Origin of the sequence: Streptomyces triculaminicus (genome assembly GCF_017349075.1) — a bacterium.
GTDB classification, from domain to species: domain Bacteria; phylum Actinomycetota; class Actinomycetes; order Streptomycetales; family Streptomycetaceae; genus Streptomyces; species Streptomyces triculaminicus.
The window spans coordinates 1,161,045-1,187,411 of the sequence record NZ_JAFMOF010000004.1 but is presented as its reverse complement, the minus strand read 5'-3'; the positions used below and the strand labels follow the sequence as shown (position 1 = coordinate 1,187,411).

Annotated in this window: 24 protein-coding genes and 1 pseudogene; 21 read left to right on the top strand and 4 right to left on the bottom strand. The window is 71.7% G+C overall.

The genetic code is table 11. The features are described from left to right. The first annotated feature begins 42 nt into the window (after positions 1-42). The 10 genes from J1792_RS28300 to J1792_RS28250 all read left to right on the top strand — a co-directional run bounded on the left by J1792_RS28300 (position 43) and on the right by J1792_RS28250 (position 9,913). Positions 43-804, top strand: a complete 762-nt coding sequence (locus J1792_RS28300; protein WP_207248446.1) for a TetR/AcrR family transcriptional regulator — start codon at positions 43-45, stop codon at positions 802-804. Positions 805-1,126: 322 nt separating this feature from the next. Beyond that, positions 1,127-2,248 (top strand): ROK family glucokinase, encoded by a 1,122-nt coding sequence (locus J1792_RS28295; RefSeq protein WP_207248445.1) that lies wholly within the window; start codon positions 1,127-1,129, stop codon positions 2,246-2,248. Positions 2,249-2,253: 5 nt separating this feature from the next. Beyond that, the gene (locus J1792_RS28290; protein WP_242646637.1) at positions 2,254-2,847 is read left to right on the top strand and encodes a hypothetical protein; all 594 of its coding nucleotides are present in this window, start codon (positions 2,254-2,256) and stop codon (positions 2,845-2,847) included. A 441-nt stretch (positions 2,848-3,288) separates the two neighbouring features. Further along, a complete protein-coding gene (locus tag J1792_RS28285) occupies positions 3,289-3,492 on the top strand; it encodes a cold-shock protein (protein WP_207248444.1) in 204 nt (67 codons plus the stop codon). 322 nt (positions 3,493-3,814) lie between these two features. Next, positions 3,815-5,311 carry a DEAD/DEAH box helicase gene (locus tag J1792_RS28280; RefSeq protein ID WP_207248443.1) on the top strand — a complete coding sequence of 499 codons (1,497 nt, stop codon included), beginning with the start codon at positions 3,815-3,817 and terminating at the stop codon, positions 5,309-5,311. 86 nt (positions 5,312-5,397) lie between these two features. Then, complete coding sequence (locus tag J1792_RS28275) at positions 5,398-5,724, top strand: SCO5918 family protein (RefSeq protein WP_086569841.1); 327 nt, start codon at positions 5,398-5,400, stop codon at positions 5,722-5,724. A gap of 565 nt (positions 5,725-6,289) precedes the next feature. Continuing rightward, entirely contained in the window at positions 6,290-6,646 is a 357-nt protein-coding gene (locus J1792_RS28270) for a MerR family transcriptional regulator (RefSeq protein WP_086569843.1), read from the top strand. Positions 6,647-6,858: 212 nt separating this feature from the next. After that, on the top strand, positions 6,859-8,385 hold the full coding sequence (locus tag J1792_RS34650) for an alpha/beta fold hydrolase (protein ID WP_307843115.1): 1,527 nt from the start codon (positions 6,859-6,861) through the stop codon (positions 8,383-8,385). Positions 8,386-8,451: 66 nt separating this feature from the next. Beyond that, positions 8,452-9,096 carry an MBL fold metallo-hydrolase gene (locus J1792_RS28255; protein WP_086569845.1) on the top strand — a complete coding sequence of 215 codons (645 nt, stop codon included), beginning with the start codon at positions 8,452-8,454 and terminating at the stop codon, positions 9,094-9,096. Positions 9,097-9,133: 37 nt separating this feature from the next. Then, positions 9,134-9,913 (top strand): exodeoxyribonuclease III, encoded by a 780-nt coding sequence (locus J1792_RS28250; RefSeq protein ID WP_086569846.1) that lies wholly within the window; start codon positions 9,134-9,136, stop codon positions 9,911-9,913. A gap of 78 nt (positions 9,914-9,991) precedes the next feature. On the opposite strand, the gene J1792_RS28245 is transcribed toward J1792_RS28250, so the two are convergent. Next, positions 9,992-11,836 carry an SGNH/GDSL hydrolase family protein gene (locus J1792_RS28245; RefSeq protein WP_207248496.1) on the bottom strand — a complete coding sequence of 615 codons (1,845 nt, stop codon included), beginning with the start codon at positions 11,834-11,836 and terminating at the stop codon, positions 9,992-9,994. Between the two features lie 148 nt (positions 11,837-11,984). Between J1792_RS28245 and J1792_RS28240 the strand changes: the two genes are divergently transcribed. Beyond that, positions 11,985-12,425, top strand: coding sequence for a DUF6278 family protein (locus J1792_RS28240; protein ID WP_086569850.1), 441 nt, complete (start codon positions 11,985-11,987; stop codon positions 12,423-12,425). Between the two features lie 63 nt (positions 12,426-12,488). Here the strand turns inward: J1792_RS28240 and J1792_RS28235 are convergent, their stop codons facing one another. After that, positions 12,489-13,280 carry a GntR family transcriptional regulator gene (locus J1792_RS28235; RefSeq protein WP_207248442.1) on the bottom strand — a complete coding sequence of 264 codons (792 nt, stop codon included), beginning with the start codon at positions 13,278-13,280 and terminating at the stop codon, positions 12,489-12,491. Between the two features lie 206 nt (positions 13,281-13,486). On the opposite strand from J1792_RS28235, the gene J1792_RS28230 reads away from it, so the two are divergent. The 4 genes from J1792_RS28230 to J1792_RS28215 are packed head-to-tail and all read left to right on the top strand — an operon-like array spanning position 13,487 to position 16,673. Then, a complete protein-coding gene (locus J1792_RS28230; RefSeq protein WP_086569853.1) occupies positions 13,487-14,230 on the top strand; it encodes an amino acid ABC transporter ATP-binding protein in 744 nt (247 codons plus the stop codon). A 17-nt stretch (positions 14,231-14,247) separates the two neighbouring features. Then, complete coding sequence (locus J1792_RS28225; RefSeq protein WP_207248441.1) at positions 14,248-15,153, top strand: glutamate ABC transporter substrate-binding protein; 906 nt, start codon at positions 14,248-14,250, stop codon at positions 15,151-15,153. A 12-nt stretch (positions 15,154-15,165) separates the two neighbouring features. Then, the gene (locus tag J1792_RS28220) at positions 15,166-15,810 is read left to right on the top strand and encodes an amino acid ABC transporter permease (RefSeq protein WP_086569857.1); all 645 of its coding nucleotides are present in this window, start codon (positions 15,166-15,168) and stop codon (positions 15,808-15,810) included. Beyond that, positions 15,807-16,673 (top strand): amino acid ABC transporter permease, encoded by an 867-nt coding sequence (locus tag J1792_RS28215; RefSeq protein WP_086569859.1) that lies wholly within the window; start codon positions 15,807-15,809, stop codon positions 16,671-16,673. The genes J1792_RS28220 and J1792_RS28215 overlap by 4 nt, the downstream gene beginning before the upstream one ends. A gap of 36 nt (positions 16,674-16,709) precedes the next feature. Here J1792_RS28215 and J1792_RS28210 read toward each other — a convergent pair whose 3' ends face one another. Together J1792_RS28210 and J1792_RS28205 are read right to left on the bottom strand one after the other, a co-directional pair. Further along, positions 16,710-17,900, bottom strand: coding sequence for a globin domain-containing protein (locus J1792_RS28210; protein ID WP_086569861.1), 1,191 nt, complete (start codon positions 17,898-17,900; stop codon positions 16,710-16,712). Between the two features lie 88 nt (positions 17,901-17,988). Continuing rightward, positions 17,989-18,438: an RrF2 family transcriptional regulator gene (locus J1792_RS28205; protein ID WP_086569863.1), complete on the bottom strand. Its 450-nt coding sequence runs from the start codon at positions 18,436-18,438 to the stop codon at positions 17,989-17,991. 191 nt (positions 18,439-18,629) lie between these two features. Here J1792_RS28205 and J1792_RS28200 point away from each other — a divergent pair, with 191 nt between their 5' ends. The 6 genes and pseudogenes from J1792_RS28200 (at position 18,630) to hydA (ending at position 26,360) form a co-directional block, all read left to right on the top strand. Beyond that, on the top strand, positions 18,630-19,526 hold the full coding sequence (locus tag J1792_RS28200; protein WP_179198884.1) for an SGNH/GDSL hydrolase family protein: 897 nt from the start codon (positions 18,630-18,632) through the stop codon (positions 19,524-19,526). 84 nt (positions 19,527-19,610) lie between these two features. Next, a pseudogene (ggt, locus tag J1792_RS28195) lies at positions 19,611-21,430 on the top strand (gamma-glutamyltransferase). A 191-nt stretch (positions 21,431-21,621) separates the two neighbouring features. Then, on the top strand, positions 21,622-22,611 hold the full coding sequence (locus J1792_RS28190) for a ligand-gated ion channel (protein WP_086570666.1): 990 nt from the start codon (positions 21,622-21,624) through the stop codon (positions 22,609-22,611). 193 nt (positions 22,612-22,804) lie between these two features. After that, the gene (locus J1792_RS28185) at positions 22,805-23,647 is read left to right on the top strand and encodes a nitrilase-related carbon-nitrogen hydrolase (RefSeq protein ID WP_086570664.1); all 843 of its coding nucleotides are present in this window, start codon (positions 22,805-22,807) and stop codon (positions 23,645-23,647) included. After that, on the top strand, positions 23,644-24,963 hold the full coding sequence (locus J1792_RS28180; protein ID WP_086570662.1) for an aspartate aminotransferase family protein: 1,320 nt from the start codon (positions 23,644-23,646) through the stop codon (positions 24,961-24,963). The genes J1792_RS28185 and J1792_RS28180 overlap by 4 nt, the downstream gene beginning before the upstream one ends. Further along, positions 24,960-26,360, top strand: a complete 1,401-nt coding sequence (hydA, locus tag J1792_RS28175; RefSeq protein WP_086570660.1) for a dihydropyrimidinase — start codon at positions 24,960-24,962, stop codon at positions 26,358-26,360. The genes J1792_RS28180 and hydA overlap by 4 nt, the downstream gene beginning before the upstream one ends. Positions 26,361-26,367: the final 7 nt, after the last annotated feature.

The following is a 26,367-nucleotide window of genomic DNA, read 5'->3' as shown; positions in this document are numbered from 1 at the left end:
CTACATCCACCACATCCACAGGCGTCGGAAAGTGAGAAATCCATGGCAAGCAGCCTGCGGACCACCAGCGTGTGGCTGGCCGGTGAGGGAGAGGGCAAGGCCTCGAAGCGCAAGGGGGCGGGGGCGGAGGTCGGGGGGCTCGACCGGGATCGGATCGTCGCCACTACGGTCCGGATGCTCGACACCGACGGGCTGGCGAAGTTCTCGATGCGCCGGCTGGCGGCGGAGCTCGGGGTGACGGCCATGTCGGTGTACTGGTACGTCGACAACAAGGACGACCTCCTCGAGCTGGCGATGGACCAGGCGTCCGCCGGCATGAGCGTCCCCGACGTGTCCGACGAGAGTGCCGACTGGCGCGATCAGGTGCGTGAGCTGGCGACCGAGTACCGCAAGATGCTCGTCGCCCACCCCTGGGTGGCCCAGCTGGTGGGCAGGTACCTCAACATCGGCCCTCACTCGATGGCCTTCTCCGAAGCCGCGCTGGCGGTGATACGGCGCATGGGGCTGGACGATCGCGGGGTGACGGGTGCGCTCAACGCCGTCTTCCAGTTCGTCTACGGCTTCGCGACGATCGAAGTGCTCTACCGGGAGCGTTGCCGCGAGGCCGGGGTGAGCGAGGACGACTACCTCAAGCAGGTCATGGGCGTGATCGCCGAGCGGCCCGAGTTCTCGAAGCAGTACAAGGAAGCGGCCGAGCTGGTGGAGGCGCGCGGCACCGAGTCCATCGCCACGATCCGGAACCAGGACTTCACCTACGCCCTGGACATGATGATCGCCGGCATGGAGGCCATGCAGGCCCGCTGAAGGCCCCCAGCCGCAGCCCCACGCGCCGAAGGCGCGTGGGGCTGCGCTGTTGAGGGACCACCCGCGGACGGGATCCGACCGGAGGGGCCGGGGTGGGATGGGCCGGGCCCTGAGAGGGACGTAAGGGTTATTTGCGGCCCAAGTGCGGGGTGACCAAGCCCGTAGAGGGCTCCGGGCCGTAAATAATCCAGTCCCGTAAGGGCCCGGCCCCTCCCGCCCCGGCCTCGCCCCCGAGCGCGACTGTGCACCACGCCCCACCGGTGAGGCACAATCGGCCGAGTCCATCCACATCCGCACCACGACCGCAGGGGCAACAACCGCGATGAGCATGTACCGCGAGCGGGTACACCGAGGCACCGCCAAAGCCACCGTGCTCCGCACGGTCGGCACGCGCGAGCGCCGCTCGCACCTCACCGCCCCCCGCGTCCCCACCGTCGGCATCGACATCGGCGGCACCAAGGTCATGGCGGGCGTCGTCGACGCCGACGGCAACATCCTGGAGAAGCTCCGCACGGAGACGCCGGACAAGTCCAAGAGCCCCAAGGTCGTCGAGGACACCATCGTCGAGCTGGTCCTCGACCTCTCCGACCGCCACGACGTCCACGCCGTGGGCATCGGCGCGGCCGGCTGGGTCGATGCCGACCGCAACCGCGTCCTCTTCGCCCCCCACCTGTCCTGGCGCAACGAGCCGCTGCGCGACCGTCTCGCCGGCCGCCTCGCCGTCCCCGTGATGGTGGACAACGACGCCAACACCGCCGCCTGGGCGGAGTGGCGCTTCGGCGCCGGCCGTGGCGAGGACCACCTCGTCATGATCACTCTCGGTACCGGCATCGGCGGCGCGATCCTCGAGGACGGTCAGGTCAAGCGCGGCAAGTTCGGCGTCGCGGGCGAGTTCGGTCACATGCAGGTCGTGCCCGGCGGCCACCGCTGCCCGTGCGGCAACCGCGGCTGCTGGGAGCAGTACAGCTCCGGCAACGCGCTCGTCCGCGAGGCCCGTGAGCTGGCGGCGGCCGAGTCGCCGGTCGCGTACGGGATCATCGACCGCGTCGGTGGCAACATCTCCGAGATCACCGGCCCCCTGATCACGGAGCTGGCCCGGTCCGGGGACGCCATGTGCGTCGAGCTGCTCCAGGACATCGGCCAGTGGCTGGGCGTCGGCATCGCCAACCTGGCCGCGGCCCTCGACCCCTCCTGCTTCGTCATCGGCGGCGGCGTCAGCGCGGCCGACGACCTGCTGATCGGCCCGGCCCGGGAGGCGTTCCGCCGCCACCTCACCGGCCGTGGCTACCGTCCCGAGGCCCGTATCGTCAAGGCGCAGCTGGGCCCCGAGGCGGGCATGGTCGGCGCCGCCGACCTGGCCCGCCTGGTCGCGCGTCGCTTCCGCAGGGCCAACCGCCGCCGGGTGGAGCGCTACGAGCGCTACACCCGGGCCGGCCGAGGATGATCGTCATGGACCAGCCCGGACGCCCGTCGGCGAACGCGGCGCACGAGCCGCCCGAGCACCCCGAGACCGACGGCGGAGCCGCGAACACCCCGGCCCGCCGCCGCTGGCTCAAGCCGCTGATCGTCTTCCTGCTCATCGCCATCCCCGCCGGATACCTCTACATCTCCGCGATGCAGAGCCGTGGCGGCGGCGAGAGCAAGAAGGAGCAGGCAGCCGCCACCGGCCTCGAGGAGGGCTGGCCCACGCGCCTGCAGCGACGCCTGTACGAGGTGTCGGTGCCGCCCTACGCGGAGCACGTGGCCTCCTACGAGACCAACGCGTGGAAGGCGAGCTCGCTGTTCCTGCAGTTCACGACCACGCGTGAGAAGTTCGACCAGTGGCTCGACGACTACGCCGGCTCCGACGCCGAGCTGAAGGACGGCGAGGTCACGATCGACGAGGACGAGGCGGCCCTGGTGGGCTGGAAGTTCGCGGACGGTCACCACTGGGCGGGCACGGTCCATGAGCAGGAGCGGCCCAAGCCGACCCTCGAGATCACGGCGAACCTGGACAACCCCGACTTCCCCCAGGTCTACGTCGTCTCGACGACCACGCCCTGAGCCCACCCGCGCCACCCCTCGAACGGCCCCTGAGACCTGCTCTCGGGGGCCGGCTTCGTGTGCGTGGAGGTCGTCGGGCCGGCCGGAACCGCGGGTCCGCGAGGGGAGCCCGACGAGCTGCCGGCGCCCACATACTCGACAGAAACCATGGGACCCGGGCACGCCAATATCTGTGCTCACAAAGTGAGAATTAAGCGCGGAGCGCGATGAATATTACGTACGCGGCAGGCGGGGTGGAGTTATTCACCGCACACGGCCGATCGCCCCGTGCTAGTCTCGATCTCAGTTGCAGTTGTGGTTCCCGAAATCTTGCGGGTGTCCCGCCGGTTCATTCCGGTGGCGATCCTTTCTGGATCCGGTTATTTTCGGCAGGGTGATCATCACGGCGACGCGGAGTACACACAGTGTGAACCCCGAGCACCGCCCCGAAGGAGAAATAACATGGCTTCCGGATCCGTGAAGTGGTTCAACGCAGAAAAGGGCTTCGGCTTCATCGAGCAGGACGGTGGCGGCGCTGACGTCTTCGCCCACTACTCGAACATCGCCACCCAGGGCTTCCGCGAGCTGTCGGAGGGCCAGAAGGTCACGTTCGACATCGCGCAGGGCCAGAAGGGCCCGACGGCCGAGAACATCGTTCCTGCCTGACGTCGGCACGCACCTCGCAGCCGGGGCCCGCACCTTGGGGTGCGGGTCCCGGCTCGCCGCGTTTCAGGGCATTCGCGACCCGCTGTCCGGGTCCTGCCCGAGTTTCGGACGGAAATCCGTCGGGGCCTCCCCATGGAACGACCGGCACCCATCACGGGAATCGCATCATGCGCTCCGGTGGAGTCTCCGCGGGTAACCCTCCGTCGATCCGATTGTTCATCCGATTCGGACTCCGTTTTCTTCGGCTCGTTCTTGCGATTCTCTGCGCTGTTGGTTTTCTGCGGGAATTCCTTGATACGTGCCACGTCAAGGAAGGTTCCACATGAATCGCACGCGCATAAATGATCGCTCCGCCCGCACTCGCTCCGGAAACCCGGGCTCCGCGAGGGGCGGAAACCGCTCCGGCTCCCCGCGCCGTGCCGAAGGCCGCGTAGGCCGGCAGACTTCACCCCAGGGCGAGTTCGCACTGCCGAAGACGGTCACCTCGGCGCTGCCCGCCGTCGAGGCGTTCGCCGATCTCGACATGCCGGCGCAGTTGCTGGGCGCGCTGGGCCATGAGGGCGTGACCGTGCCGTTCCCGATCCAGGCGGCGACCCTGCCGAACTCCCTCGCGGGCCGCGACGTACTCGGTCGTGGTCGCACCGGTTCGGGCAAGACCCTTGCCTTCGGCCTCGCCCTGCTGGCCCGTACGGCAGGCCGACGCGCCGAGCCGCGGCAGCCGCTGGCCCTCGTCCTCGTACCCACCCGGGAGCTGGCCCAGCAGGTCACCGACGCCCTCACTCCGTACGCCCGCTCCGTGATGCTGCGGCTGACCACCGTGGTCGGCGGCATGTCGATCGGCAGGCAGGCCGGTGCGCTGCGTAACGGGGCGGAGGTCGTCGTCGCCACGCCGGGCCGGCTCAAGGACCTCATCGACCGTGGCGACTGCCGCCTGGACCAGGTCGCCGTCACCGTGCTCGACGAGGCCGACCAGATGACCGACATGGGCTTCATGCCCCAGGTCACCGAGCTGCTCGACCAAGTGCGCCCCGGGGGTCAGCGGATGCTGTTCTCGGCCACGCTGGACCGCAACGTCGATCTGCTGGTCCGCCGCTATCTGACCGACCCGGTGGTCCACTCCGTCGACCCGTCCGCGGGCGCGGTGACGACCATGGAGCACCACGTACTCCACGTGCACGGCGCGGACAAGCGCCGGACGACCACCGAGATCGCGGCCCGGGACGGCCGGGTGATCATGTTCCTGGACACCAAGCACGCGGTGGACCGACTGACCGAGCACCTGCTGAACAACGGTGTCCGCGCCGCCTCCCTGCACGGCGGCAAGTCCCAGCCGCAGCGCACGCGGACCCTGTCCCGCTTCAAGTCCGGGCATGTGACGGTGCTGGTGGCGACCAATGTCGCGGCGCGCGGTATCCATGTCGACAACCTCGATCTGGTCGTGAACGTCGACCCGCCCAGCGACCACAAGGACTACCTGCACCGAGGCGGGCGCACGGCCCGCGCCGGTGAGTCCGGCAGCGTTGTCACGCTGGTGACCCCCGATCAGCGCCGTGACATGAGCCGGCTGATGGCCGCCGCCGGCATCACCCCGCAGACCACCCAGGTGCGCTCGGGCGAAGCCGAACTGAGCCGCATCACCGGTGCCCAGGCCCCCTCGGGCGTCCCGGTCGCCATCACCGCGCCGCCCACGGAACGCCCCCCGCGCGCCGCCTCCTCCTCGTCCCGCGGCCGGCGTGGCCGCGCCGGCCGGGGCCGGTCCACCGGCGACACGGCTCGCCGCGCGGCGCGGCGCCCGTCCGCCGTCGGCGCGGCCGCCTAGATCCGTCGCGTCCGACACCGTCGCGCCCGGCCCGTCCCGCCCCGGTCGGCCCGGTCCCCTTCTTCTTCCTTCCCCTGTGAGGCATCATGCGCTGCATCATCGCCCGGTTCCCCTTCGACCTCACCAAGAGCGGGGTGCTGACCTCCATGAAGGGCGTGAAGCCCGAGCCCATCACGGGGGAGTCCGTGCTCATCGGCCGCCGCCACTACCCCGTCAAGCAGGTGGGCGAAGTCATCACCCGGCAGGACCGCCGCGACTTCACCGGCGGAGAGGTCAGCCGGGCCATGGCGCGGCTCGGCTTCACCTGCCGAAGCGGCGATGAGGCTGTGCCCGTCCCGCACGCCTCGCACGTCCCCACGCCGCTCGAAACCGCGTCGGCGCTGCTGGGCAGCCCCAGCGCTCTGGGACGGTGACGACGACCGCCGGAAGCTGATCCACCGGACGGCGTCCGGGACGGGACAGCGATGAAGGGCCCTGCCGACGCGCGTCGGCAGGGCCCTTCATCGCTGTCGGCGGCCGCTCCCGCCATCCCGCCTGTAGAGGTGACGTCAGAATACTTAAGGTGTGACTCACTCAAAATCTGTGTTTGCCAGAGTAGACATTAGCCCGTGGTGTGGTTAGAGTCTCTCTCGTAGACACAGTCGGAGAGACCCGGCAGACATGAACTGGCGGGATGGCACAGGTAGTACCGCAGTGCCGGTTTGACACATGGATCCACGAGAGGAAGGACGGAGGGAGCAGGCGCCATCAGGATCGCCCGGCCCGAGAGGTTCGGACCGGGTACCGCAAGGCCCCGGAACGGAAGGTGGTCCCCGGTCACGCAACCGCGATCCCCGTACGTCCCGCCCTTTCCCGGGCCGGGCGACGGAAACAGAAGGCCGGCGCGGCAGTAACGCCGGCAGATGGTGTTGAATTTCCTTCGGGGCCCTGGTGCCGTACGGCACCAGGGCCCCTCGACGCGTTGCATAACGAGGTGACATGACAGCAGACAATCCCCTGAGCGGTCGTCTGGACGACGACGACTACCCCGCTTACACGATGGGCAGGGCCGCCGAGATGCTCGGCACCACCCCGGGTTTCCTCCGGGCCATCGGCGAGGCCCGGCTCATCACTCCGCTCCGCTCCGAGGGCGGACACCGGCGCTACTCCCGCTACCAGCTCCGGATCGCCGCTCGCGCCCGCGAGCTGGTCGACAGAGGGACACCGGTCGAGGCAGCCTGCCGCATCGTCATCCTCGAGGACCAGCTCGAGGAAGCACAGCGCATCAACGCCGAGTACCGCCGCACGGCGAAGCAGGCATCAGACGGTTCCGGTTCCGGGTCCGATTCGGCCTGAGCACGTCGGCCGGACCGGCCGGTACGCACGATGGGATCACCGGGCCCTCCTGCCGGGCCCGGTCCCGCTCGTCCACGAACGCTGCCGGACCCTCGCCGCAGCCGCACCGAATCCTTGCCCGAGAGGTCCACAACCTGCTCAGGCCCGCACCCACAGCACCTCAGCAGCCCCCCCAGCGTAGGGGCGGCTATGAGATATGGGAGCGTGAGCGGGTGAGTGAGAGTACGTCGAACACCCTGCAATACCGCTCTGACGGGCCGGAAGACGCCCCGGTCCTGGTCCTGGGACCGGCCCTCGGTACCACATGGCACATGTGGGACCGCCAGATCCCGGAGTTCACCCGCCACTGGCGCGTGGTGCGCTTCGACCTTCCGGGCCACGGCGGTGCTCCCGCCCAGCCCGCGACAGCGGTGGCCGAACTCACCGACCGGCTGCTGGCCACGCTGGACGCGCTGGGCGTCGAACGCTTCGGCTACGCGGGCTGCTGCGTCTCGGGAGCGATGGGCACCGATCTCGCCCTGCGCCACCCCGACCGGCTCGCCTCGTTCGCCGTGGTCGGTTCGGCCGCGCGGTTCGACGGCGCGGAGAACTTCGGCGGGGGCGCGGAGATCCGCGCGAACGGCCTCGAGCCGGTCGCGCGCTCGGCGCCCGAGCGCTGGTTCACCCCCGCGTTCGCCGGCACGCAGCCCGCGATCGCCGACTGGGCCGTCCAGATGGTCCGTACGACCGACATCTCCTCCTACGCCGCCGCCTGCGACGCGCTCGCCGCCTTCGACGTACGGGCCGAGCTGGGCCGGATCGGCGTGCCGACGCTGGTCGTCGTCGGCGCCGAGGACCCGCTCACGCCGCCGGCGGAGGCCCGCGTGCTGGTGGCGGGGATCCCCGACGCCAGGCTCGCCGTCGTCCCGGCGGCCCGCCACCTCGCCCCGGTGGAGCAGCCGGCGGCGCTCACGGACCTCCTCGTCCGCCACTTCACCACGGCCTGGCAGGCGAAGCCGCCCCGCCCCACGCCCACGGCGGACGAGCCGGCCACCGACCACCCCGCGACGGGTGAGCAGCAGACCCCGGCCCCAGCCGCGATACCGGCGGATCAGGCCGCGACGCCCATACCCGGCTTCGGCCCGCCCGCGGACCTGGAGGAGGCGCCCGCCGGGGAAGCCGCCGTCGTTCCGGGGGCCGCGCTGCCCGGCTTCGCCGGGGCCTTCGGCCCGGCCGTGCCGCCCGGCGAGACGGCATCTGGGGCCGCCCCCGCCGCCGTCTCCCACATCGGCTTCGGGCCGGCCCCGGCCGTTGTGACGGACGGCAACCCGTACGCGGCCGAGCTCCCGGCACCGGTAGCACCCACGACCGCCGAAGCCACCCCAGCCCCAGCAACAGTCGACGCCGAAGCCGAAGCGCAGCGCATCCGCACCGAGGTGCTCGGCGACGACGCCGAGCCCGCCGCCCCCGCCACCGGTTTCGAGGCCTTCGCGACCCGCGTCGAGTGGGGCGAGACCTGGGCGCGCCCCGGACTCGACCGGCGCACCCGGTGCCTGGTCACCCTGGCGGTCCTCACGGCCGGCGGTCACCTGGACGAGCTCGCCCGGCACGCCCGCGCCGCCCTGCGCAACGGCGTCACTCCTGAGGAGATCGAGGAGGCGCTCGTGCAGACCGCGCCCTACTGCGGCCTGCCCGCCGCCAGGGCGGCGCTCGCGGTGGCGCGCCGTGCCGTGACGGAGGTGACGGCAACCGGGGCGTGACGCGTTCTCGACCCCGAGCGGGGCGGGACGCGCCCCCGGCGCGTACGGCCGTAGCAGTATGGGCTCATGAAACTGATCAAGCAGAGTCATGCCTGTGTCCGGCTGGAGAAGGACGGCCGCACCCTCGTCATCGACCCGGGAGGGTTCAGCGAGGCGGACGCGGCCGTCGGGGCGGACGCGGTGCTCATCACGCACGAGCACCCCGATCACTTCGACGAGGACCGGCTGCGGGCCGCCCTGGAGGCCAACCCGGCCGCCGAGCTGTGGACGCTGCGCAGCGTCGCGGAGCGGGTCTCGGCGGCCTTCCCCGGCCGGGTGCACACGGTCGGGGAGGGCGACGCCTTCACCGCGGCCGGCTTCGACGTGCAGGTGCACGGCCAGCTGCACGCCGTGATCCACCCGGACATCCCCCGGATCACCAATGTCGGCTACCTGGTGGACGGTTCGGTCTTCCACCCCGGCGACGCGCTGACGCTGCCGGGGCAGCCGGTGGAGACGCTGATGGTGCCGGTGATGGCCCCGTGGAACAAGGTCGCGGAGGTCATCGACTACATCAGGGAGATCAAGCCCCGCCGGGCCATCGACATCCACGACGCGCTGCTGACCGATCTGGCCCGGCCCGTCTACGACCGGATGCTGGGCCCGGACGGTCCGGGCGTGGGCGGCACCGACCACTCCCGCCTGGCGGCGGGCCAGAGCATCGACCTGTGACGCCGGCACTGTCAGAGGTGGCCGTTAGGGTGGCTTCATGCGCATCGCCACCTGGAACGTGAACTCGATCACCGCCCGTCTCCCGAGGCTGCTGGCCTGGCTGGAGAGCAGCGGCACGGACGTGCTGTGCATCCAGGAGACCAAGTGCACCGCCGAGCAGTTCCCGGCCGACCAGCTGCGCGAGCTCGGCTACGAGTCCGCGGTGAACGCCAACGGCCGGTGGAACGGCGTGGCGCTGCTCTCCCGCGTCGGTCTGGAGGACGTGGTCATGGGTCTGCCGGGCGGCCCCGACTACGACGGTGTGCAGGAGCCCCGCGCGATCTCCGCGACGTGCGGGGGCGTGCGCCTGTGGTCGGTGTACGTCCCCAACGGCCGCGAGGTCGGTCACGATCACTACACGTACAAGCTGCACTGGCTGGAGGCGCTGCGCGACGCGGTCTCGGCCGACGCGACGGGGGAGCGGCCGTTCGCCGTCCTGGGCGACTTCAACATCGCCCCGACCGACGAGGACGTCTTCGACCCGGCCGTCTTCGAGGGTGCCACGCACGTCACCCCGGCCGAGCGCGCGGCTCTCGCCGCCCTGCGCGACGCGGGTCTCGCGGACGTCGTCCCGCGTCCCCTGAAGTACGACCGGCCGTACACCTACTGGGACTACCGCCAGCTGTGCTTCCCCAAGAACCGGGGCATGCGCATCGACCTGGTCTACGGCAACGCCCCCTTCGACAAGGCTCGCAAGGACGCGTTCGTGGACCGCGAGGAGCGCAAGGGCAAGGGCGCCTCGGACCACGCCCCGGTCGTCGTGGACCTGGAGATCTGAGCCGACCCGGACATCTGACCCGGAGATCCGGCCTGGGGGCGCCCCTCTCCGGGGGCGCCCTCCAGGCCGATCCGTCCGTCAGACGAGCTTGCGCAGGTCGACGGAGTCGCTGAAGGCCTTCATGCCCGCGTCGTTGGGGTGGAGGTGATCGCCGGCGTCGAAGCCCGGCAGCATGCGTTCCGGGTGCTGGGGGTCACGGATCGCCGCGTCGAAGTCGAACACGGCGTCGTAGATCCCGGCGGTACGGATGTGCCGGTTGATGGCCGTGCGCTGCGCGTCGGCCTCCGGGGTGCAGTCGTAGAAGCCCCCGCAGGGTGCGATGGTGGCCACCGCGACGCGTAGTCCGCGCTCGTGGGCGCGGGCGCTGATCGACCGGAGCGCGGCGATGACGGCGTCGGCCTTGGTGCCGGCGCGGATGTCGTTGACGCCCTCGAAGACGATGACCGTACGGGCCGAGGTCTGCGCGAGGACGTCGCGCTCGAGCCGGTTGCCCGCGCTCACCCCGCTCTTGACGGTGCTGGTGCCGTCGCCGGGGTACCGGTCGCTGACCACGCGGTTGCCGGAGATGCCGTGGTTGAGGACGCCCAGCGCCGGGACGGTGTGCTGGGCGCGCAGCCGCCGGGCCAGCAGGTCGGGCCAGCGGCCGTTCGCCCCGGGGGTTGCCGCCTCGCCGTCGGTGATGGAGTCGCCGAGGGTCACGAGCGAGCCCGGCCCGCCGCCGACGTCGACGCCGGTCAGCAGCGGCCAGCTGTCGAGCTTCTCGGTGAACGCCCCCTGGCCGCGTTCTCCGGTGCGGTCGCCGAGGCCGTCGGCGCTGAGGTAGGAGACCTGGCTGGTGTAGCTGTGCACGGGCACCGCCCGTACGGTGCCGGGCAGATGGATGCTCACCAGCAGGTTGGCGTCCGGTGGCACGGTGAAGCGCACCGGGTCGCTGAACCGCTGGGCGCCCGCCGGGATTTCGGCGCCGTCCCGCCCCCCGAAGGTGAGCGGCACGGGACGGCCGGCCGCCCCGGCGCCCTTGTCCTGCAGCGCCACCGTGGCGTGCCCGATGCGCACCGGGCGCTGGGCGAAGGTGTTCTCCAGCCGGACGCGGGTGACGGGTCCGCCCGCGCTGCTGTGCACGACGAGGCGCAGCGTCCGGTCCGTCCACGGGCCCACGGCGGCGTACCCGGACGTGGACGCCGCCCAACTGCCCGTCCACTCCTTCGTGGGAGCGCGCAGGGCCATGGAGAACACATGCAGGTCGGTCGTCGCGCCGGGGTCCTTCGGCAGGACCACGGAGCTGATCTCCCGGCCCCGCGCGACGGGGACGGTCACGGTGTAGAGGCGGGTGGTCTCGGTGCGCTGCCCGTCACGGGTGTTGCGGTGGGCGAGGCCGACGGCCTTGGTGGTGAGGGGGCCGCGCCGCCAGTCGGGCGCGGTGAGGGTGTACGTGCCGGACGAGCCGTCGCGGTAGCGGACGGTGCCCTTTCCGCCGACCGTGTTCCCGGCCGCGCCCTTCGTGCTGCCCGCGACCAGGAACGTCAGGGCCTCGCCGCGCCCGGTCAGCCGTACCGACTGACCGGCGGCCCGTACGTTGTCGGCGCGGCCGGGCGCCGGGCGGGGCCAGGTCAGACGGGACGCGTCGATGTCCAGGGCGCGGCCCGGCGTCCAGCCGGCGGCGGCGAGGTCCTGCGCGGAGAAGGAGCCGCCGGAGCCGTCGAAGTCGGCGGCCGCCGGGCGGGCGTCGTCGCTGACCGCCCGATTGTCGAAGAGCCGCTCCAAGGGGAGCGGCTCTTTGGCGGCGGCGGGGTTCGCGGCCAGGGCGGGGGTGTTCGCGAGGGCGACGGCGCACACCGCACCCACCGCCACGGCCCCGGCCAGGGCCGTCGTTCGTCTGTGCCGTCGTGCGCCGACCGTTCCGAGTCTCGGTGTCCGGAGCATGCGTGTCATGCCTCCCAGGGTTGCCCGCTGTGAAAGTGGCGGGATGAAGCTAAGGAGACGTGTGGGGAACGTCAAGGAGGCCAATCGGCCACGTCGGGCGCAGCGCGCCTGTGGTGGGGCCATCCGTGCGAGTGAGATCCTGGCCAGTATGAACATTCCCTTCTTGGACAGCTGGCGCAAGCGGCTCGGCCCGACCGGCGGTGGGGCGCTGCCCGGCGCGTCCGAACGGGATCCGGAGGGTCTGGCCGAGCTGTTGTCGGAGTGCGAACTGCTGCGTGCGCACGCGCAGTCGGCCGGTGCCGTGCTCGACGACTCGCCGTCGTCCCTGGAGGCACTGGACCAGCTGCAGCCGCGCTGGCGGGAGGACCCGGAACTGGTGCCCTGGCTCGGTAACGACGCGGGCCTGTACTTGGGCACGGTGATCGTGCGGACCGTCGCGGACGCGGGGTGGTGGATCCGGCCGGACGGCCAGCCGGTCGTGCGGCTGCGCAACGGCCGTCAGATCGACGTGGTCGAGGCGGGGCAGGCGTGGGCGGCGGACGGCGCGCCGGAGCTGTCCCGGCTCTACGCGGAGATCGCGGAGCGCTGACCCGCACCGCCGGCGTGCGCCTGGCGGACCGCGCCGCCGGCGCGCGCCGGGCCCGCGCCCGGGTCAGCTGGTGAAGGGGATGGTGTACTCCAGCCGCCAGCGGTCCGCGCGGACCACGATGTCGGAGGTCTCCACGGCCCGGTCGTCGCCGTCGAAGTGGGTGCGCTCGACGACGGTGACGCACTGTCCGGCCGCGCAGCCCAGGGCCTCCGCCTCGGGGGTGGTGGCCGGCCGGGAGCCGACCAGCTCCCGGGCCCGTACGACCCGGATGCCGATGGCGGCCAGCCGGCCGCGTACGCCGCGCCGCGCGTAGGGCCCGCGTTCGGGCAGGGCGACGTCCGTGCCCTCGGTGATGGTCAGCGGCTCCCAGCTGGTGGCGAGCTGCACGGGGTGGCGGTTGGCCAGGTATTCGTACTGGGTGCACAGCACCGGCTCGCCCACGCCGATGCCCAGGCGTTCGGCGATGGGCGCCGGGGCGGCGGTCTCGCTGGAGGAGGCCTCCCAGGTGAGCGCGGTGTCCCGGCCGTCCCGGCCGGCTCCGCTCTCGGCCTCCGGCCGCCCGGCGTACTCCCCGATCTTCGCCGCGAAGGGGGAGTCGACGGCTCCGGTCGACCGCAGCAGGGTGCCCAGCGGCGCCCGGTCGGTGACGAACACGCCCCGGCCGAACTGGCCCTGGGCGTAGCCGGCGGCCTTCAGCACGCGGACCGCGCGGTCCACGGTCTGATCGCTGGCCTCGTACGCGCGTTTGAGCTCGGAGCGGGAGGGGATGCGGTCGCCGACCGCCAGCCCGCCCTCGTCGATCCGCTGCCGCAGGTCGTCCGCGATGCGCAGGTATACGGGCCTGCTGTCGCCCACGCCGGGCTCCCTTCCCCCACTGCTTCCCCCAACCGGCCACCACAGGCTAGGTACCCAGGCTCGGTCTGTGTACCTAGGGCAAATGGCGGCTCTTGTGGTCCTCGATCCGGCTCAATCACTGTTTGTACGCGTGTCAGCGGAGAAGTCCCCTATGGATGCGGATAGTTTGCGGCGACCGCGAGAGGCCGAGAGTGGCAGGGGCTGGTATGGCCGTCGATCCCTTGATCGAGCTGCGTGATGTCAACAAGCACTACGGACAGCTGCACGTGCTGCAGGACATCAACCTCACCGTCGGCCGCGGGGAGGTGGTGGTGGTCATCGGACCGTCCGGCTCCGGCAAGTCCACGCTGTGCCGGGCCATCAACCGCCTCGAGCCGGTGGAGTCCGGCACCATCCTGCTCGACGGACAGCCGCTGCCCGACGAGGGCCGCGAGCTGGCCCGGCTGCGCGCCGAGGTCGGCATGGTCTTCCAGTCGTTCAACCTCTTCGCGCACAAGACCGTGCTCGCCAACGTCGCCCTCGCCCAGGTCAAGGTCCGCAAGCGCGGCAAGGAGGAGGCCGACCGGCGCTCGCGGGAACTGCTCGAGCGCGTCGGGCTGCTCGCCCACGCAGAGAAGTACCCGGCGCAGTTGTCCGGTGGTCAGCAGCAGCGGGTGGCGATCGCCCGGGCGCTGGCGATGGACCCGAAGGTGATGCTCTTCGACGAGCCGACCTCGGCGCTGGACCCGGAGATGATCAACGAGGTGCTGGAGGTCATGCAGCAGCTCGCCCGGGACGGCATGACGATGGTCGTCGTCACCCACGAGATGGGCTTCGCCCGTTCCGCCGCGAACCGTGTGGTCTTCATGGCGGACGGCCGCATCGTCGAGGACCGCACGCCCGAGGGGTTCTTCACCGCGCCCGAGAGCGAGCGGGCCAGGGACTTCCTCTCCAAGATCCTCAAGCACTGAGCGGGGCTGACCGCACCATGAGACGTCTCGCCGCCGCCCTCGCCCTCATCGCCGTCGCCCTGCTCGCCGCCGCCTGCGGGAAGGAGGGCAGCCCCCCGGTCAAGGGCCCCAAGCCCGAGCAACTGCCCGCCTACCAGGTCGCCACCGGCTTCCAGCTGCCGGACTCGCCCACCTGGAGCGCCGCCAGGCGCCGCGGCCACCTCGTCGTCGGCGTCAAGGAGGACCAGCCCTACCTGGGCGAGAAGGACCCGGCCACCGGCACCTACTCCGGCTTCGACATCGAGATCGCCAAGATGATGTCGGCCTCCCTCGGCTTCGACCCCAAGACCATCGAATTCCGCACCATCGCCTCGGCCAACCGCGAGACCGCCCTGCAGAACGGCCAGATCGACTACTACGTCGGCACCTACACCATCAACGACCTGCGCAAGAAGCAGGTCGGCTTCGCCGGCCCGTACTACATCGCCGGGCAGTCGCTGCTCGTACGGGCCGACGAGAAGGACATCGACGGCCCCGAGGACCTGGCCGGAAAACGTGTCTGCTCGGCCGCCGGTTCCACCCCGCTGCAGCGCATCCAGCGCGACTACCCCAAGGCGATCCCGGTGGCCTACGACACGTACTCCATCTGCGTGGACAACCTCATCAGCCTCCAGGTGGACGCCGTCACCACCGACGACACCATCCTCATGGGGTACGCCGCCAAGGCTCCCGACGAGCTGAAGGTGGTGGGCCGGCCCTTCTCCAAGGAGCCGTACGGCATCGGCGTGCCGCGCGGGGACACGGCCCTGCGCCTCGCCCTCGACGACGCCCTCACGGCCCATGAGAAGAACGGCGACTGGAAGAAGGCCTACGACGCCACCCTCGGCCTGTCCGGCGTGCCCGCCCCGCAGCCGCCCCCCGTCGACCGCTACCCGGCGAGCTGACCAAGGACCCGGATGAACGTTCTCCTGGACAACCTCTCCCTCTACGCCGAGGGCCTGCTCGGTACCATCGAGCTCACCGTCTACGGCTCGCTGCTCGCGCTCGTCCTCGGCTTCGTCATGGCCTCCTTCCGGGTGGCGCCCGTCGGCTCGTTGCGCGTCTTCGGCACCGTGTGGGTGACGGTGCTCCGCAACACCCCGCTCACCCTGCTGTTCTTCGCGGTGATGCTGGGGCTGCCGCGCTTCGGGATCGTGCTGCCCTTCGAGCTCTTCGCGGTCCTCGCCCTCGGCTGCTACACCTCCGCGTTCATCTGCGAGGCGCTGCGCGCGGGCATCAACACCGTGCCCACCGGCCAGGGCGAGGCCGCCCGCAGCCTGGGCATGACCTTCGTCCAGACCCTCGGCGGCGTCGTCCTGCCGCAGGCCTTCCGCTCGGTCATCCCGCCGGTCGGCTCGACCCTGATCGCGCTCGCCAAGAACTCGGCGATCGCCGGGGCGTTCAGCGTCACCGAGCTGCTGGGCACGTACAAGACGCTCAACGAGCTGGGCTACAGCATCATCTGGTCCTTCGTGTGGATCGCCGTCGGCTACCTGATCGTGACGCTGACCATCAGCGCGATCTTCAATCTGCTGGAGAAGCGCTGGGGAGTGGCCCGATGACCACCGGCACCGCCCTCTACGACATCCCCGGCCCGCTCGCCCGGCGCCGCCACCGCCTCTACGGCGTCCTCGCCACGGTGGTGATCCTCGGCATCGTCGCCTGGGCGCTCTACCTCCTCTTCGACACCGGGCAGTTCACGGCCGCCAAGTGGAGTCCGTTCGCGTACGAGGGCATCCAGGAGATGCTGCTGCGGGGGCTGGGCAACACCCTCAAGGCCTTCGCCTACGCCGCCGTGCTCTCCCTCGCCCTCGGCGGGGTCCTGGCCTGCGGACGGCTGTCGGTCCACCGGCCGTTGCGCTGGGCCGCCACGGTCGTGGTGGAGTTCTTCCGCGCCATGCCGGTGCTGGTGATGATCTTCTTCGTCTTCGTCGCCCTCAAGGTCCAGCCGCTGCCCGCCCTGGTCACCGGCCTGACCCTCTACAACGGCTCGGTGCTGGCCGAGGTCTTCCGCACCGGCGTGAACTCCGTGGAGCGCGGCCAGCGCGAGGCGGCGTACTCGCTGGGCATGCACAAGACCCAGGTGATGACCTACGTCCTGGTCCCGCAGGCGCTGCGGGCGATGCTGCCCACCATCATCAGCCAGCTGGTCGTCGCCCTGAAGGACACCTCGCTCGGCTTCCTGATCACCTACGAGGAGTTCCTCCACGCGGGCAAGCTGATCGCCGGCAACCTCGACTACGACCTGCCCTTCATCCCCGTCGTCATGATCATCTCCCCGGTCTACATCGGGATGTGCATGCTGCTGTCCTGGTTCGCCAACTGGGTCGCCAAGCGGCAGCGCCGCAGCCCGAAGACCGAGGCCGTGGAGGTGGCCCCGCCGGAACCCGGCACGCTGATGCCGGGGGCGGGAACGCACCCCTGATCCTCAGCCGTCCGATGATCTTCAGCCGTCCGGTCTTCAGGCGTCGCCGCCCTGCCACAGGTCCGGGCCGAAGACCTCGTAGTGGATGCGCGCGGGCGCCACGCCCGCCGCCAGGAGCTGGGCGCGGGCGGCCTTCAGGAACGGGAGGGGGCCGCAGAGGTAGGCGGTGGTGCCGGCCGGGATGTCGAGGAGGGACAGGTCGGCCAGGCCCGTGCGGTCGGCCGGGCGGGGGGCCTCGGGGTGCTCGTACCAGACGTGGGCGGTGGCGTCGGGGAGCTTGGCGGTGAGCTGCTCGAGGTCGGTGCGGAAGGCGTGGGTGCTCTCGCCGCGGTCGGCGTGCACGGCGATGACGCGGCGGGTGGCGCCGGTGGCGGCGAGGTGGGAGAGCATGCCGATCATCGGGGTGCAGCCGATGCCGGCGGAGGCCAGCAGGAGCGGCGCGTCGCCGTCGTCGAGGGTGACGTCGCCGAAGGGGTGGCTCAAAGTCACCGGGTCGCCGACGGCGACGTGGTCGTGGAGGTGGTTCGAGACCTCGCCGGCCGGGGTGCCGGCCACGCGCTTGACGGAGAACTGCAGGGCGTCCTCGGGGTGGCCGGAAAGGCTGTACTGGCGGATCTGGCGGGCGCCGTCGGGGAGGGCGACCTGGACGGAGACGTACTGGCCGGGGCGGGCGGCGGGCAGCGGGCGGCCGTCCTGCGGGCGGACGAGGAAGGTGGTGACCTCGGACGTCTCCTGGTGGCGGGCGACGACGCGGTAGGGCCGCCAGGTGGCGCCGAGCAGGACGCCGGCCTGCTCGTAGAGCCGGGCCTCGATGGCGATGAGCGCGTGGGCCATGAGCCAGTAGACCTCGTCCCAGGCGGCCGCGACCTCGGGGGTGACCGCGTCGCCCAGCACCTCGGCGATGGCGGCGAAGAGGTGCCGCCGGACGACGGCGTACTGCTCGCGGCTGACGCCCAGGGAGGCGTGCTTGTGGGCGATGCGCGAGAGCATCGCGTCGGGGCGGACGTCCGGGTGCTCGACCAGCGCGGTGGCGAAGGCGGCGACGGCGCCGGCGAGGGCCTGCTGCTGGCTGCCGTCGGCCTGGTTGCCGCGGTTGAACAGGTCGCGCAGCAGCTCGGGGTGGGCGGCGAAGAGCTTGTCGTAGAACAGCGGGGTGATCTCGCCGATGGCTCCGCCGACGGCGGGCAGGGTGGCGCGGACGATCTCGGTCGACCTGGGGGACAGCATCGGCGCTCCTCGCATGTGCGTGTGACTGTTAATTGGTATCTGAGATGCGTATTTTTGGATGCACGAAAGGCCTGGTGGCGGGGGATCGTCAGCTTCCGGGGCGCGCCCCGAGGCTCAGCAGCACCGGGCCCGTCGGCGGTCCGGTCAGCTCCTCGACCGTGATCGGGTCGAGCGCGGCGAAGAACGCCTCCTGCGCGGCGCGCAGCGCCCCGCGCAGCCGGCAGGCGCCGCGCAGCGGGCACGGCGGTTCGTCCTCGCAGCCCACGACGTCGCCCGCGCCCTCGAGTTCGCGCACGAGCCGGCCGACCGAGCCCGTGCGTCCGGCGGGGGTGAGGGTCAGTCCGCCGCCCCGGCCCCGGCGGGCCTCGACGACCCCCAGGTGCTGCAGCCGGCTGACGACCTTGGCGGCGTGGGTGTAGGGCACGCCGACGGCGTCGGCCACCTCGCGGGTGGTCGGCGCGGCATTCTCGGTCCCGTCCGTCACCGCGAGGCGCATGGCGATGCGCAGGGCGATGTCGGTGCTCTTGGTCAGTCGCACGATCCCACCGTAGCTAATTGGATTCTCGGATACCAATTAACGGGGCGCGGTCCGGCGCGGTCCGGCACTGCACCGGGGTGCGGCACCGGATTGACAGGACATGATCGCACCGGAAGTCTGGGCCCTCGCTGGTTGACCCATCAGTAACAACCGGCTTTGTGAAGACTGTTTCCGGACTTTTTGGAGCACTTGTGGCACGACTGCGCGAACGCGGTACGCGATACGGAAAGGCGCTGGCGGCGCTCGGCGCGGCCTCGGTCCTGACGGCGGGAGCGACGGGCGCCGCCGGGGCGGCCACCCCGGCGGCCGGACAGACCGGCGGCGCCCGCTACGTCGCCCTGGGCGACTCGTACACCTCCGGTCCCGGCATCCCCGAGCAGACCGGCGGCGACTGCGCCCGGTCCAGCGTCAACTACCCCGCGCTGACCGCGAAGGCCCTGGGGCAGACGTCCTTCACGGACGTCAGCTGCAGCGGCGCCACCACCGACGACATGTGGCGCGCGCAGGGCGAGAACCAGCCGCAGCTGGACGCCCTCGGCAAGCGCACCAAGCTGGTCACCGTCGGCATCGGCGGCAACGACATCGGCTTCGGCTCCATCATCGGCACCTGCGCCCAGCTCTCGGTCACCGACCCGGCCGGCGCCCCGTGCAAGAAGCAGTACACGGCGCCCGACGGCACCGACCAGCTCACCACGCGCGTCAACGAGGCGGCCCCCAAGATCGCCCGGGTGCTGAAGGCCGTGCACGAGCGCGCCCCCTACGCCAAGGTCGTGCTCGTCGGCTACCCGACGATCATGCCGGACAGCGGCGCGAGCTGCTTCCCGGCCGTGCCGATCGCCGCCGGCGACGCCGCCTACCTGCGGGACACCGAGAAGCGCCTGAACGCGATGCTCCAGGAGCAGGCCGCGCGAGCGCACGTCCGCTTCGCCGACACCTACGGCCCGACCACCGGCCACGACGTGTGCGTGCCCGCCGCGGACCGCTGGGTCGAGGGCGTGAGCCCCGAGAGCCCGGCCGCCCCCTTCCACCCGAACGCCAAGGGTGAGCAGGCCATGGCGGGGGCGGTCATCGCCCGCGTGCGCTCCTAGGGCGAGTGCTAGGGCGAGTGCCCTGTCGGCGGGCGGGCTCCGCGAGTAGGCTCCGGGGCCCGTTCGTCCGACACGGAGGCATCCATGGCCCTCGCCAGACCGAACACCCGCCGGAGCCTGCCCGTTCTGGCGGCGACGGCCGCGCTCCTCGCCGGGGCGCTGTCGTCGCCGGCCGCCGCGGGGCCCGGCCCCGCGGCGGCCCGCCCGCCCGGGAAGTCACCCGTCGCGGTCGGCTACGGCGGGGCGGTGGCCAGCGTCGACGCCGACGCCTCGGCGGCCGGCATCGAGGTGCTCCGCAAGGGCGGCAACGCCGTGGACGCGGCGGTGGCCACCGCCGCCGCCCTCGGCGTCACCGAGCCCTACTCGGCCGGCATCGGCGGAGGCGGCTACTTCGTCCACTACGACGCGAAGTCGGGCGAGGTCTCCACCCTCGACGGCCGCGAGAAGGCCCCGCTCAGCGCCACCAAGGACCTCTTCGTCGAGAAGGGCCGGCCCCTGCCCTTCGCCGACGCCGTCACCAGCGGCCTCAGCGTCGGCACCCCCGGCACCCCCGCCACCTGGGACACCGCCCTGCGCACCTGGGGCAGCCGCCCGCTGGGCGAGGTCCTGCGGCCGGCGCAGCGGATCGCCCGCGACGGCTTCACCGTCGACGAGACCTTCCGCCATCAGACGGCCGACAACCAGGCGCGCTTCAAGGACTTCCCCGCCACCGCCAAGCTGTTCCTGCCCGGCGGCAAGCCGCCCGCGGTGGGCTCGACGCTGAAGAACCCCGACCTCGCCCGCACCTACGACCTGCTGGCCCGTCAGGGCGTGGACGCCGTCTACCGCGGCGCGGTCGGGCGCGACATCGTCCGCACCGTCCGCAAGCCCCCGTCGACCCCGCCTCCCGGCGCGTCGCCCGCCCCGGCGACCTGACGGAGAAGGACCTGCGCTCCTACGCGGTACGCACCCAGGCCCCCACCCGCGTCTCCTACCGCGGCCTGGACGTCTACGGCATCGCCCCCTCCTCGTCCGGCGGGACGACCGTGGGCGAGGCGCTGAACATCCTGGAGAACTCCCGGCTGAGCCGCCTGGACCGCACCAGCTACCTGCACCGCTACATCGAGGCCAGCCGGATCGCCTTCGCGGACCGCAACCGCTGGGTGGGCGACCCGGCGTTCGAGAAGGTGCCCGTCGCCGGGCTCACCTCGCAGCGCTTCGCCGACGCGCGCGCCTGCCTCATCAGGGACGACGCGGTCCTCACCAGCCCGCTGCCGCCCGGCGACCCGTCCGGGCAGGAGCCCTGCGCGATGCGGGGCGCGGCCGCCCCCACGCCGTACGAGGGCGAGCACACCACGCATCTGACGGTCGCCGACAAGTGGGGCAACGTCGTCGCGTACACGCTCACCATCGAGCAGACCGGCGGCAGCGGCATCACCGTGCCCGGCCGCGGATTCCTGCTCAACAACGAGCTGACCGACTTCTCCTTCACGCCCGTCAGCCCCGGCGTCCACGACCCCAACCTCCCCGGGCCGGGCAAGCGCCCGCGTTCCTCGGTGTCGCCGACGATCGTCCTCGACCACGGCAGGCCCGCCTTCGCGCTCGGCTCGCCCGGCGGCGCGACGATCATCACCACCGTGCTGCAGACCCTGCTCAACCACGTCGACCGGAAGATGCCGCTCGTCGAGGCCATCGCCGCGCCGCGCGCCAGCCAGCGCAACGCGGCGGCGACGGAGCTGGAGCCGGGGCTGTGGGACGACCCGGTGCGCGAGCGGCTCGAGGCCAAGGGCCATGTCTTCAAGCAGAACCCCGAGATCGGCGCGGCGACGGGCGTCCAGCGGCTGCCCGACGGGCGATGGCTGGCAGCCGCCGAGAAGACGCGGCGCGGGGGCGGCTCGGCGATGGTGGTACGACCGGCGCGATGACCCACCGTCGTCCCCCACATGGGTGTATCCCGCGGTGACCCGATTCGACCGGTCGTACCCCGGCCAGATTGAGTCATGTGGCTGCGACGTGGGGGAATCGCATCATCCGGCTCAGGCATACCCGTCGACTCGGGCGCACCCGCCGGCCCAGGCCCTTCCGGGGCATCCCGGGCCCGGGCCGGCTCGTGCTCGTGGGTCTGATCGCGGCGTGGCTGCTGACCGGCCCCGCCGTGATCGCGACCGCCGACGGGAAGGCCGTCCCGCGGTGCGACGTGGGCGCCTACCTCAGTGACCTGTACGACCTCGATCCGGCGAAGCACACCTTCTCGGCCCGGCTGTCCCTGTGGTCCGTCTGCGACAGCAAGGACGATGACCCGCTGCCCACGGCGTCCTTCACCAACGCCAACGACCCGCAGAAGGGCGAGCCGGCCCTGACGACGGAGAAGGGCCGGTTCAGGGACGTGCTGCCGCTGCAGAGCGTCTTCCGGCAGGACTGGGACGTGCGGGCCTTCCCCTTCGACCGGCACCGGATCGAGATCCTGGTGACCTCCGTGCCCAGTACCGACCAGTTCCGCTTCGCCGCGGACAGCGCCAACTCCGCCGCCAACGACGACATCGCGCCGCCCGGTTGGCGGATGACCGGCTTCCGGGTGATGACCGCCGAGCGGCGCTATCCCACCACCTTCGGCGACGCCACCCGTCCCCGGGGCGCAGGCAGCACCCACAGCCGCCTCGTCGTCCGGATCGACCTCGCGCGCGACGACCCGACGGTCTTCTGGAAGCTGACCGGCCCGCTGTACCTGATGCTGCTCGTCGGCACCGCCACCTTCCTGCTCCCCTCGCACAGCGACGAGCTGACCATGGCCGAGCGGCTGGACACCCTGCAGAGCCGGCTGGCCCTGCTGGGCGGCGGGCTCTTCGTGGTGATGCTCAACATGCAGCAGGTCAACGAGGTCGTCACCAGCAGCGCGGGGCTCACGCTCATCGACGGGCTGCATCTGCTCACGCTGGTCTACGTGCTGCTGGCGGTGCTCGCCACGGTGCTGTCCTGGCGCTGGACGGTGCACGGCGGGGACCCCGCCAAGGTGGAGCGGCTCCACCACCGCGGCGCCCTGTTCGGGCTGGTGGGGTACGCGCTGGTCGCCGGGGCGATGGTGGGGTGCGCGGCCGCGGTGGGGTGACGGAGGCGCCGATGCCTCCCCCGTCATGGTCATGACGGGGGAGGCATCGGCCGCCCGTATGGCCGCGCGGGCGGGTTTTCCACAGGAACCGCGATGGTCTTGCCACGGGGAGTGACGAGACCTACGGTCGCATGCACACGCGGATCTTCGCGTGTCAGCCTGGTAGAAGCACGCCCCGGCAGAGGAGCAGCTCATGGCCAACGTTGTCCGTGCCGCCCTGGTCCAGGCGACCTGGACCGGTGATACCGAGTCCATGATCGCCAAGCATGAGGAGCACGCCCGCGCGGCCGCCGCGCAGGGCGCCAAGGTGATCGGCTTTCAGGAGGTGTTCAACGCCCCCTACTTCTGCCAGGTACAGGACGACGAACACTTCCGCTGGGCCGAGCCCGTCCCCGACGGCCCGACCGTCCGCCGGATGCGCGACCTCGCCCGGGAGACCGGCATGGTGATCGTCGTCCCGGTCTTCGAGGTCGAGTCGTCCGGCTTCTACTACAACACCGCCGCCGTCATCGACGCCGACGGCAGCTACCTGGGCAAGTACCGCAAGCACCACATCCCGCAGGTCAGAGGCTTCTGGGAGAAGTTCTACTTCAAGCCCGGCAACCTCGGCTGGCCCGTCTTCGACACCGCCGTCGGCAAGGTCGGGGTCTACATCTGCTACGACCGCCACTTCCCCGAGGGCTGGCGCTCGCTCGGCCTCGAGGGCGCCCAGCTCGTCTACAACCCCTCCGCGACCTCCCGCGGCCTGTCCGGGTACCTGTGGCGGCTCGAGCAGCCGGCGGCCGCCGTCGCCAACGAGTACTTCATCGCCGCGATCAACCGCGTCGGCCAGGAGCAGTACGGCGACAACGACTTCTACGGCACCTCCTACTTCGTCGACCCGCGCGGGCAGTTCGTGGGCGACGTCGCCAGCGACACCAAGGAGGAACTCCTCGTCCGTGACCTGGACTTCGACCTCATCGAGGAGGTCCGCCGGCAGTGGGCGTTCTACCGGGACCGCAGGCCCGACGCCTATGACGGGCTGGTGCGGCCATGAGCCCGCTGCAGCCCTCCCTGCACGCCCGGCACCGGGCCGTCATGCCCGAGTGGCTCGCCCTGTACTACCGCGAGCCGCTCGAGCTCACCCACGGCGAGGGCCGGTACGTCTGGGACGCCGGCGGCCGGCGCTACCTCGACTTCTTCGGCGGCATCCTCACCACCATGACCGCCCACGCCCTGCCCGAGGTCGCCAAGGCCGTCAGCGAGCAGGCCGTGCGCATCCTGCACACCTCCACCCTCTACCTCGACCGGCACATGGTGGAGCTCGCCGAGCGCGTCGCGGCCCTGTCCGGCATCCCCGACGCCCGGGTCTACTTCACCGCCTCGGGCACCGAGGCCACCGACACGGCCCTGCTGCTGGCCACCGCCCACCGGCGCTCCAACCAGGTCCTGGCCATGCGCAACAGCTACCACGGCCGCTCCTTCTCCGCCGTCGCCGTCACCGGCAACTCCGCCTGGTCGCCCACCAGCCTCTCGCCGCTGCAGACCCTCTACGTCCACGGCGCGGTCCGCACCCGCGGCCCCTACGCCCACCTGTCCGACGGCGAGTTCATCGAGGCCTGCGTCGCGGACCTCGAGGACGTCCTCGGCCAGACGCACGGCACCGTCGCCGCGCTGATCGCCGAACCGGTGCAGGGCGTCGGCGGCTTCACCGCCCCGCCCGACGGGCTCTACGCCGCCTTCCGCGAGGTCCTCGCCCCCCGCGGCATCCTGTGGATCAGTGACGAGGTGCAGACCGGCTGGGGCCGCACCGGCGACCACTTCTGGGGCTGGCAGGCACACGCCGCGGCCGGCCCGCCGGACCTGCTGACCTTCGCCAAGGGCATCGGCAACGGCATGTCGATCGGCGGGGTCGTCGCCCGCGCGGAGGTCATGAACTGCCTCGGGGCCAACTCCATCTCCACCTTCGGCGGCAGCCCCGTCACCATGGCCGCGGGGCTCGCCAACCTCACCTACCTCCTCGAGCACGACCTGCAGGGCAACGCCCGCCGCGTCGGCGGCCTGCTCATCGAGCGGCTGCGCGCCATCGCCGCCGGGCTGCCGGTCGTCCGCGAGGTCCGGGGCCGCGGGCTGATGATCGGCATCGAGCTCGTCGGACCCGACGGCTCGCCCTCGCCGCGCGCCGCCTCCCTCGCCCTCGAACACGCCCGCGAGGCCGGTCTGCTGATCGGCAAGGGCGGCCGCGAGGGCAACGTCCTGCGCCTCGCCCCGCCCCTGACGCTGACCGTGGCCGAGGCGGAGGAGGGCGCCGCGGCACTGGAGGAGGCGCTGCGCCGGACGGGACACACCATCGCCGAGGAGGAACGACCATGACCACAACGATCATCAGCGGCGGCCTGGTCATCACCGCCGCCGACGAGACCCGCGCCGACGTCCTCGTCGAGGACGGCAAGGTCGCCGCGCTGGCCTCGCCCGGCAGCGCCTGCGCCCGCGGCTGGAGCGCCGACCGCACCATCGACGCCACGGGGAAGTACGTCATCCCCGGCGGCGTCGACGCCCACACCCACTTCGAGCTCCCCTTCGGCGGCACGTCCTCCTCGGACACCTTCGAGACGGGCACGCGCGCCGCCGCCTGGGGCGGCACGACCACCGTCGTCGACTTCGCGGTCCAGTCGCGCGGGCGGGCGCTGCGCGAGGGCCTGGACGCCTGGCACGCCAAGGCCGAGGGCAAGTGCGCCATCGACTACGCCTTCCACATGATCCTCTCCGATGTGAACGACGGCTCCCTGAAGGAGCTGGACCTCCTGGTCGAGGAGGGAGTGACGTCGTTCAAGCTGTTCATGGCCTACCCCGGGGTGTTCTACAGCGACGACGGGCAGATCCTGCGGGCCATGCAGAGATCCGCCGGCAACGGCGGGCTGATCATGATGCACGCCGAGAACGGCATCGCCATCGACGTCCTGGTCGAGCAGGCCCTCGCCGCCGGCAGGACCGACCCCCGCTACCACGGCGAGGTCCGCAAGGCCCTGCTGGAGGCCGAGGCCACCCACCGCGCGATCCAGCTCGCCCGCGTCGCCGGCAGCCCGCTCTACGTCGTCCACGTCTCCGCCGAGGAGGCCGTCGCCGAGCTGGTCCAGGCGCGCGACAAGGGCCTGCCGGTCTTCGGCGAGACCTGCCCGCAGTACCTCTTCCTGTCCACCGACAACCTCGCCGAGCCGGACTTCGAGGGCGCCAAGTACGTCTGCTCCACGCCGCTGCGCCCGCGCGAGCACCAGGCCGCGCTCTGGCGCGGGCTGCGCACCGACGACCTGCAGGTGGTCTCCACCGACCACTGCCCCTTCTGCTTCTCCGGCCAGAAGGAGCTGGGCCGCGGCGACTTCTCGAAGATCCCCAACGGCCTGCCGGGCGTGGAGAACAGGATGGACCTGCTCCACCAGGCCGTCGTGGACGGCCACATCTCCCGCCGCCGCTGGATCGAGATCGCCTGCGCCGCGCCCGCCCGCATGTTCGGCCTCGCCCCGCACAAGGGCAGCATCACCCCCGGCGGCGACGCCGACATCGTCGTCTACGACCCGCACGTCACGCAGACGCTGTCCGCCGAGACCCACCACATGAACGTCGACTACTCGGCCTACGAGGGCAAGCGCGTCACCGGACAGGTCGAGACCGTCCTCTCGCGCGGCGAGGTCGTCATCGACCGCGGACGCTTCACCGGCCGGGCGGGACACGGGCGCTACGTGCCGCGCGCCACCTGCCAGTACCTCACCTAGCCCGTAC

What these genes read in the sequence shown, in the direction of transcription:
- J1792_RS28300 (WP_207248446.1), top strand. Translation starts at nt 43, where the DNA reads ATGGCAAGCAGCCTGCGGACCACCAGCGTGTGGCTGGCCGGTGAGGGA.
- J1792_RS28295 (WP_207248445.1), top strand. Translation starts at nt 1,127, where the DNA reads ATGAGCATGTACCGCGAGCGGGTACACCGAGGCACCGCCAAAGCCACC.
- J1792_RS28290 (WP_242646637.1), top strand. Translation starts at nt 2,254, where the DNA reads ATGGACCAGCCCGGACGCCCGTCGGCGAACGCGGCGCACGAGCCGCCC.
- J1792_RS28285 (WP_207248444.1), top strand. Translation starts at nt 3,289, where the DNA reads ATGGCTTCCGGATCCGTGAAGTGGTTCAACGCAGAAAAGGGCTTCGGC.
- J1792_RS28280 (WP_207248443.1), top strand. Translation starts at nt 3,815, where the DNA reads ATGAATCGCACGCGCATAAATGATCGCTCCGCCCGCACTCGCTCCGGA.
- J1792_RS28275 (WP_086569841.1), top strand. Translation starts at nt 5,398, where the DNA reads ATGCGCTGCATCATCGCCCGGTTCCCCTTCGACCTCACCAAGAGCGGG.
- J1792_RS28270 (WP_086569843.1), top strand. Translation starts at nt 6,290, where the DNA reads ATGACAGCAGACAATCCCCTGAGCGGTCGTCTGGACGACGACGACTAC.
- J1792_RS28255 (WP_086569845.1), top strand. Translation starts at nt 8,452, where the DNA reads ATGAAACTGATCAAGCAGAGTCATGCCTGTGTCCGGCTGGAGAAGGAC.
- J1792_RS28250 (WP_086569846.1), top strand. Translation starts at nt 9,134, where the DNA reads ATGCGCATCGCCACCTGGAACGTGAACTCGATCACCGCCCGTCTCCCG.
- J1792_RS28245 (WP_207248496.1), bottom strand. Translation starts at nt 11,836, where the DNA reads ATGCTCCGGACACCGAGACTCGGAACGGTCGGCGCACGACGGCACAGA.
- J1792_RS28240 (WP_086569850.1), top strand. Translation starts at nt 11,985, where the DNA reads ATGAACATTCCCTTCTTGGACAGCTGGCGCAAGCGGCTCGGCCCGACC.
- J1792_RS28230 (WP_086569853.1), top strand. Translation starts at nt 13,487, where the DNA reads ATGGCCGTCGATCCCTTGATCGAGCTGCGTGATGTCAACAAGCACTAC.
- J1792_RS28225 (WP_207248441.1), top strand. Translation starts at nt 14,248, where the DNA reads ATGAGACGTCTCGCCGCCGCCCTCGCCCTCATCGCCGTCGCCCTGCTC.
- J1792_RS28220 (WP_086569857.1), top strand. Translation starts at nt 15,166, where the DNA reads ATGAACGTTCTCCTGGACAACCTCTCCCTCTACGCCGAGGGCCTGCTC.
- J1792_RS28215 (WP_086569859.1), top strand. Translation starts at nt 15,807, where the DNA reads ATGACCACCGGCACCGCCCTCTACGACATCCCCGGCCCGCTCGCCCGG.
- J1792_RS28210 (WP_086569861.1), bottom strand. Translation starts at nt 17,900, where the DNA reads ATGCTGTCCCCCAGGTCGACCGAGATCGTCCGCGCCACCCTGCCCGCC.
- J1792_RS28185 (WP_086570664.1), top strand. Translation starts at nt 22,805, where the DNA reads ATGGCCAACGTTGTCCGTGCCGCCCTGGTCCAGGCGACCTGGACCGGT.
- J1792_RS28180 (WP_086570662.1), top strand. Translation starts at nt 23,644, where the DNA reads ATGAGCCCGCTGCAGCCCTCCCTGCACGCCCGGCACCGGGCCGTCATG.
- hydA (WP_086570660.1), top strand. Translation starts at nt 24,960, where the DNA reads ATGACCACAACGATCATCAGCGGCGGCCTGGTCATCACCGCCGCCGAC.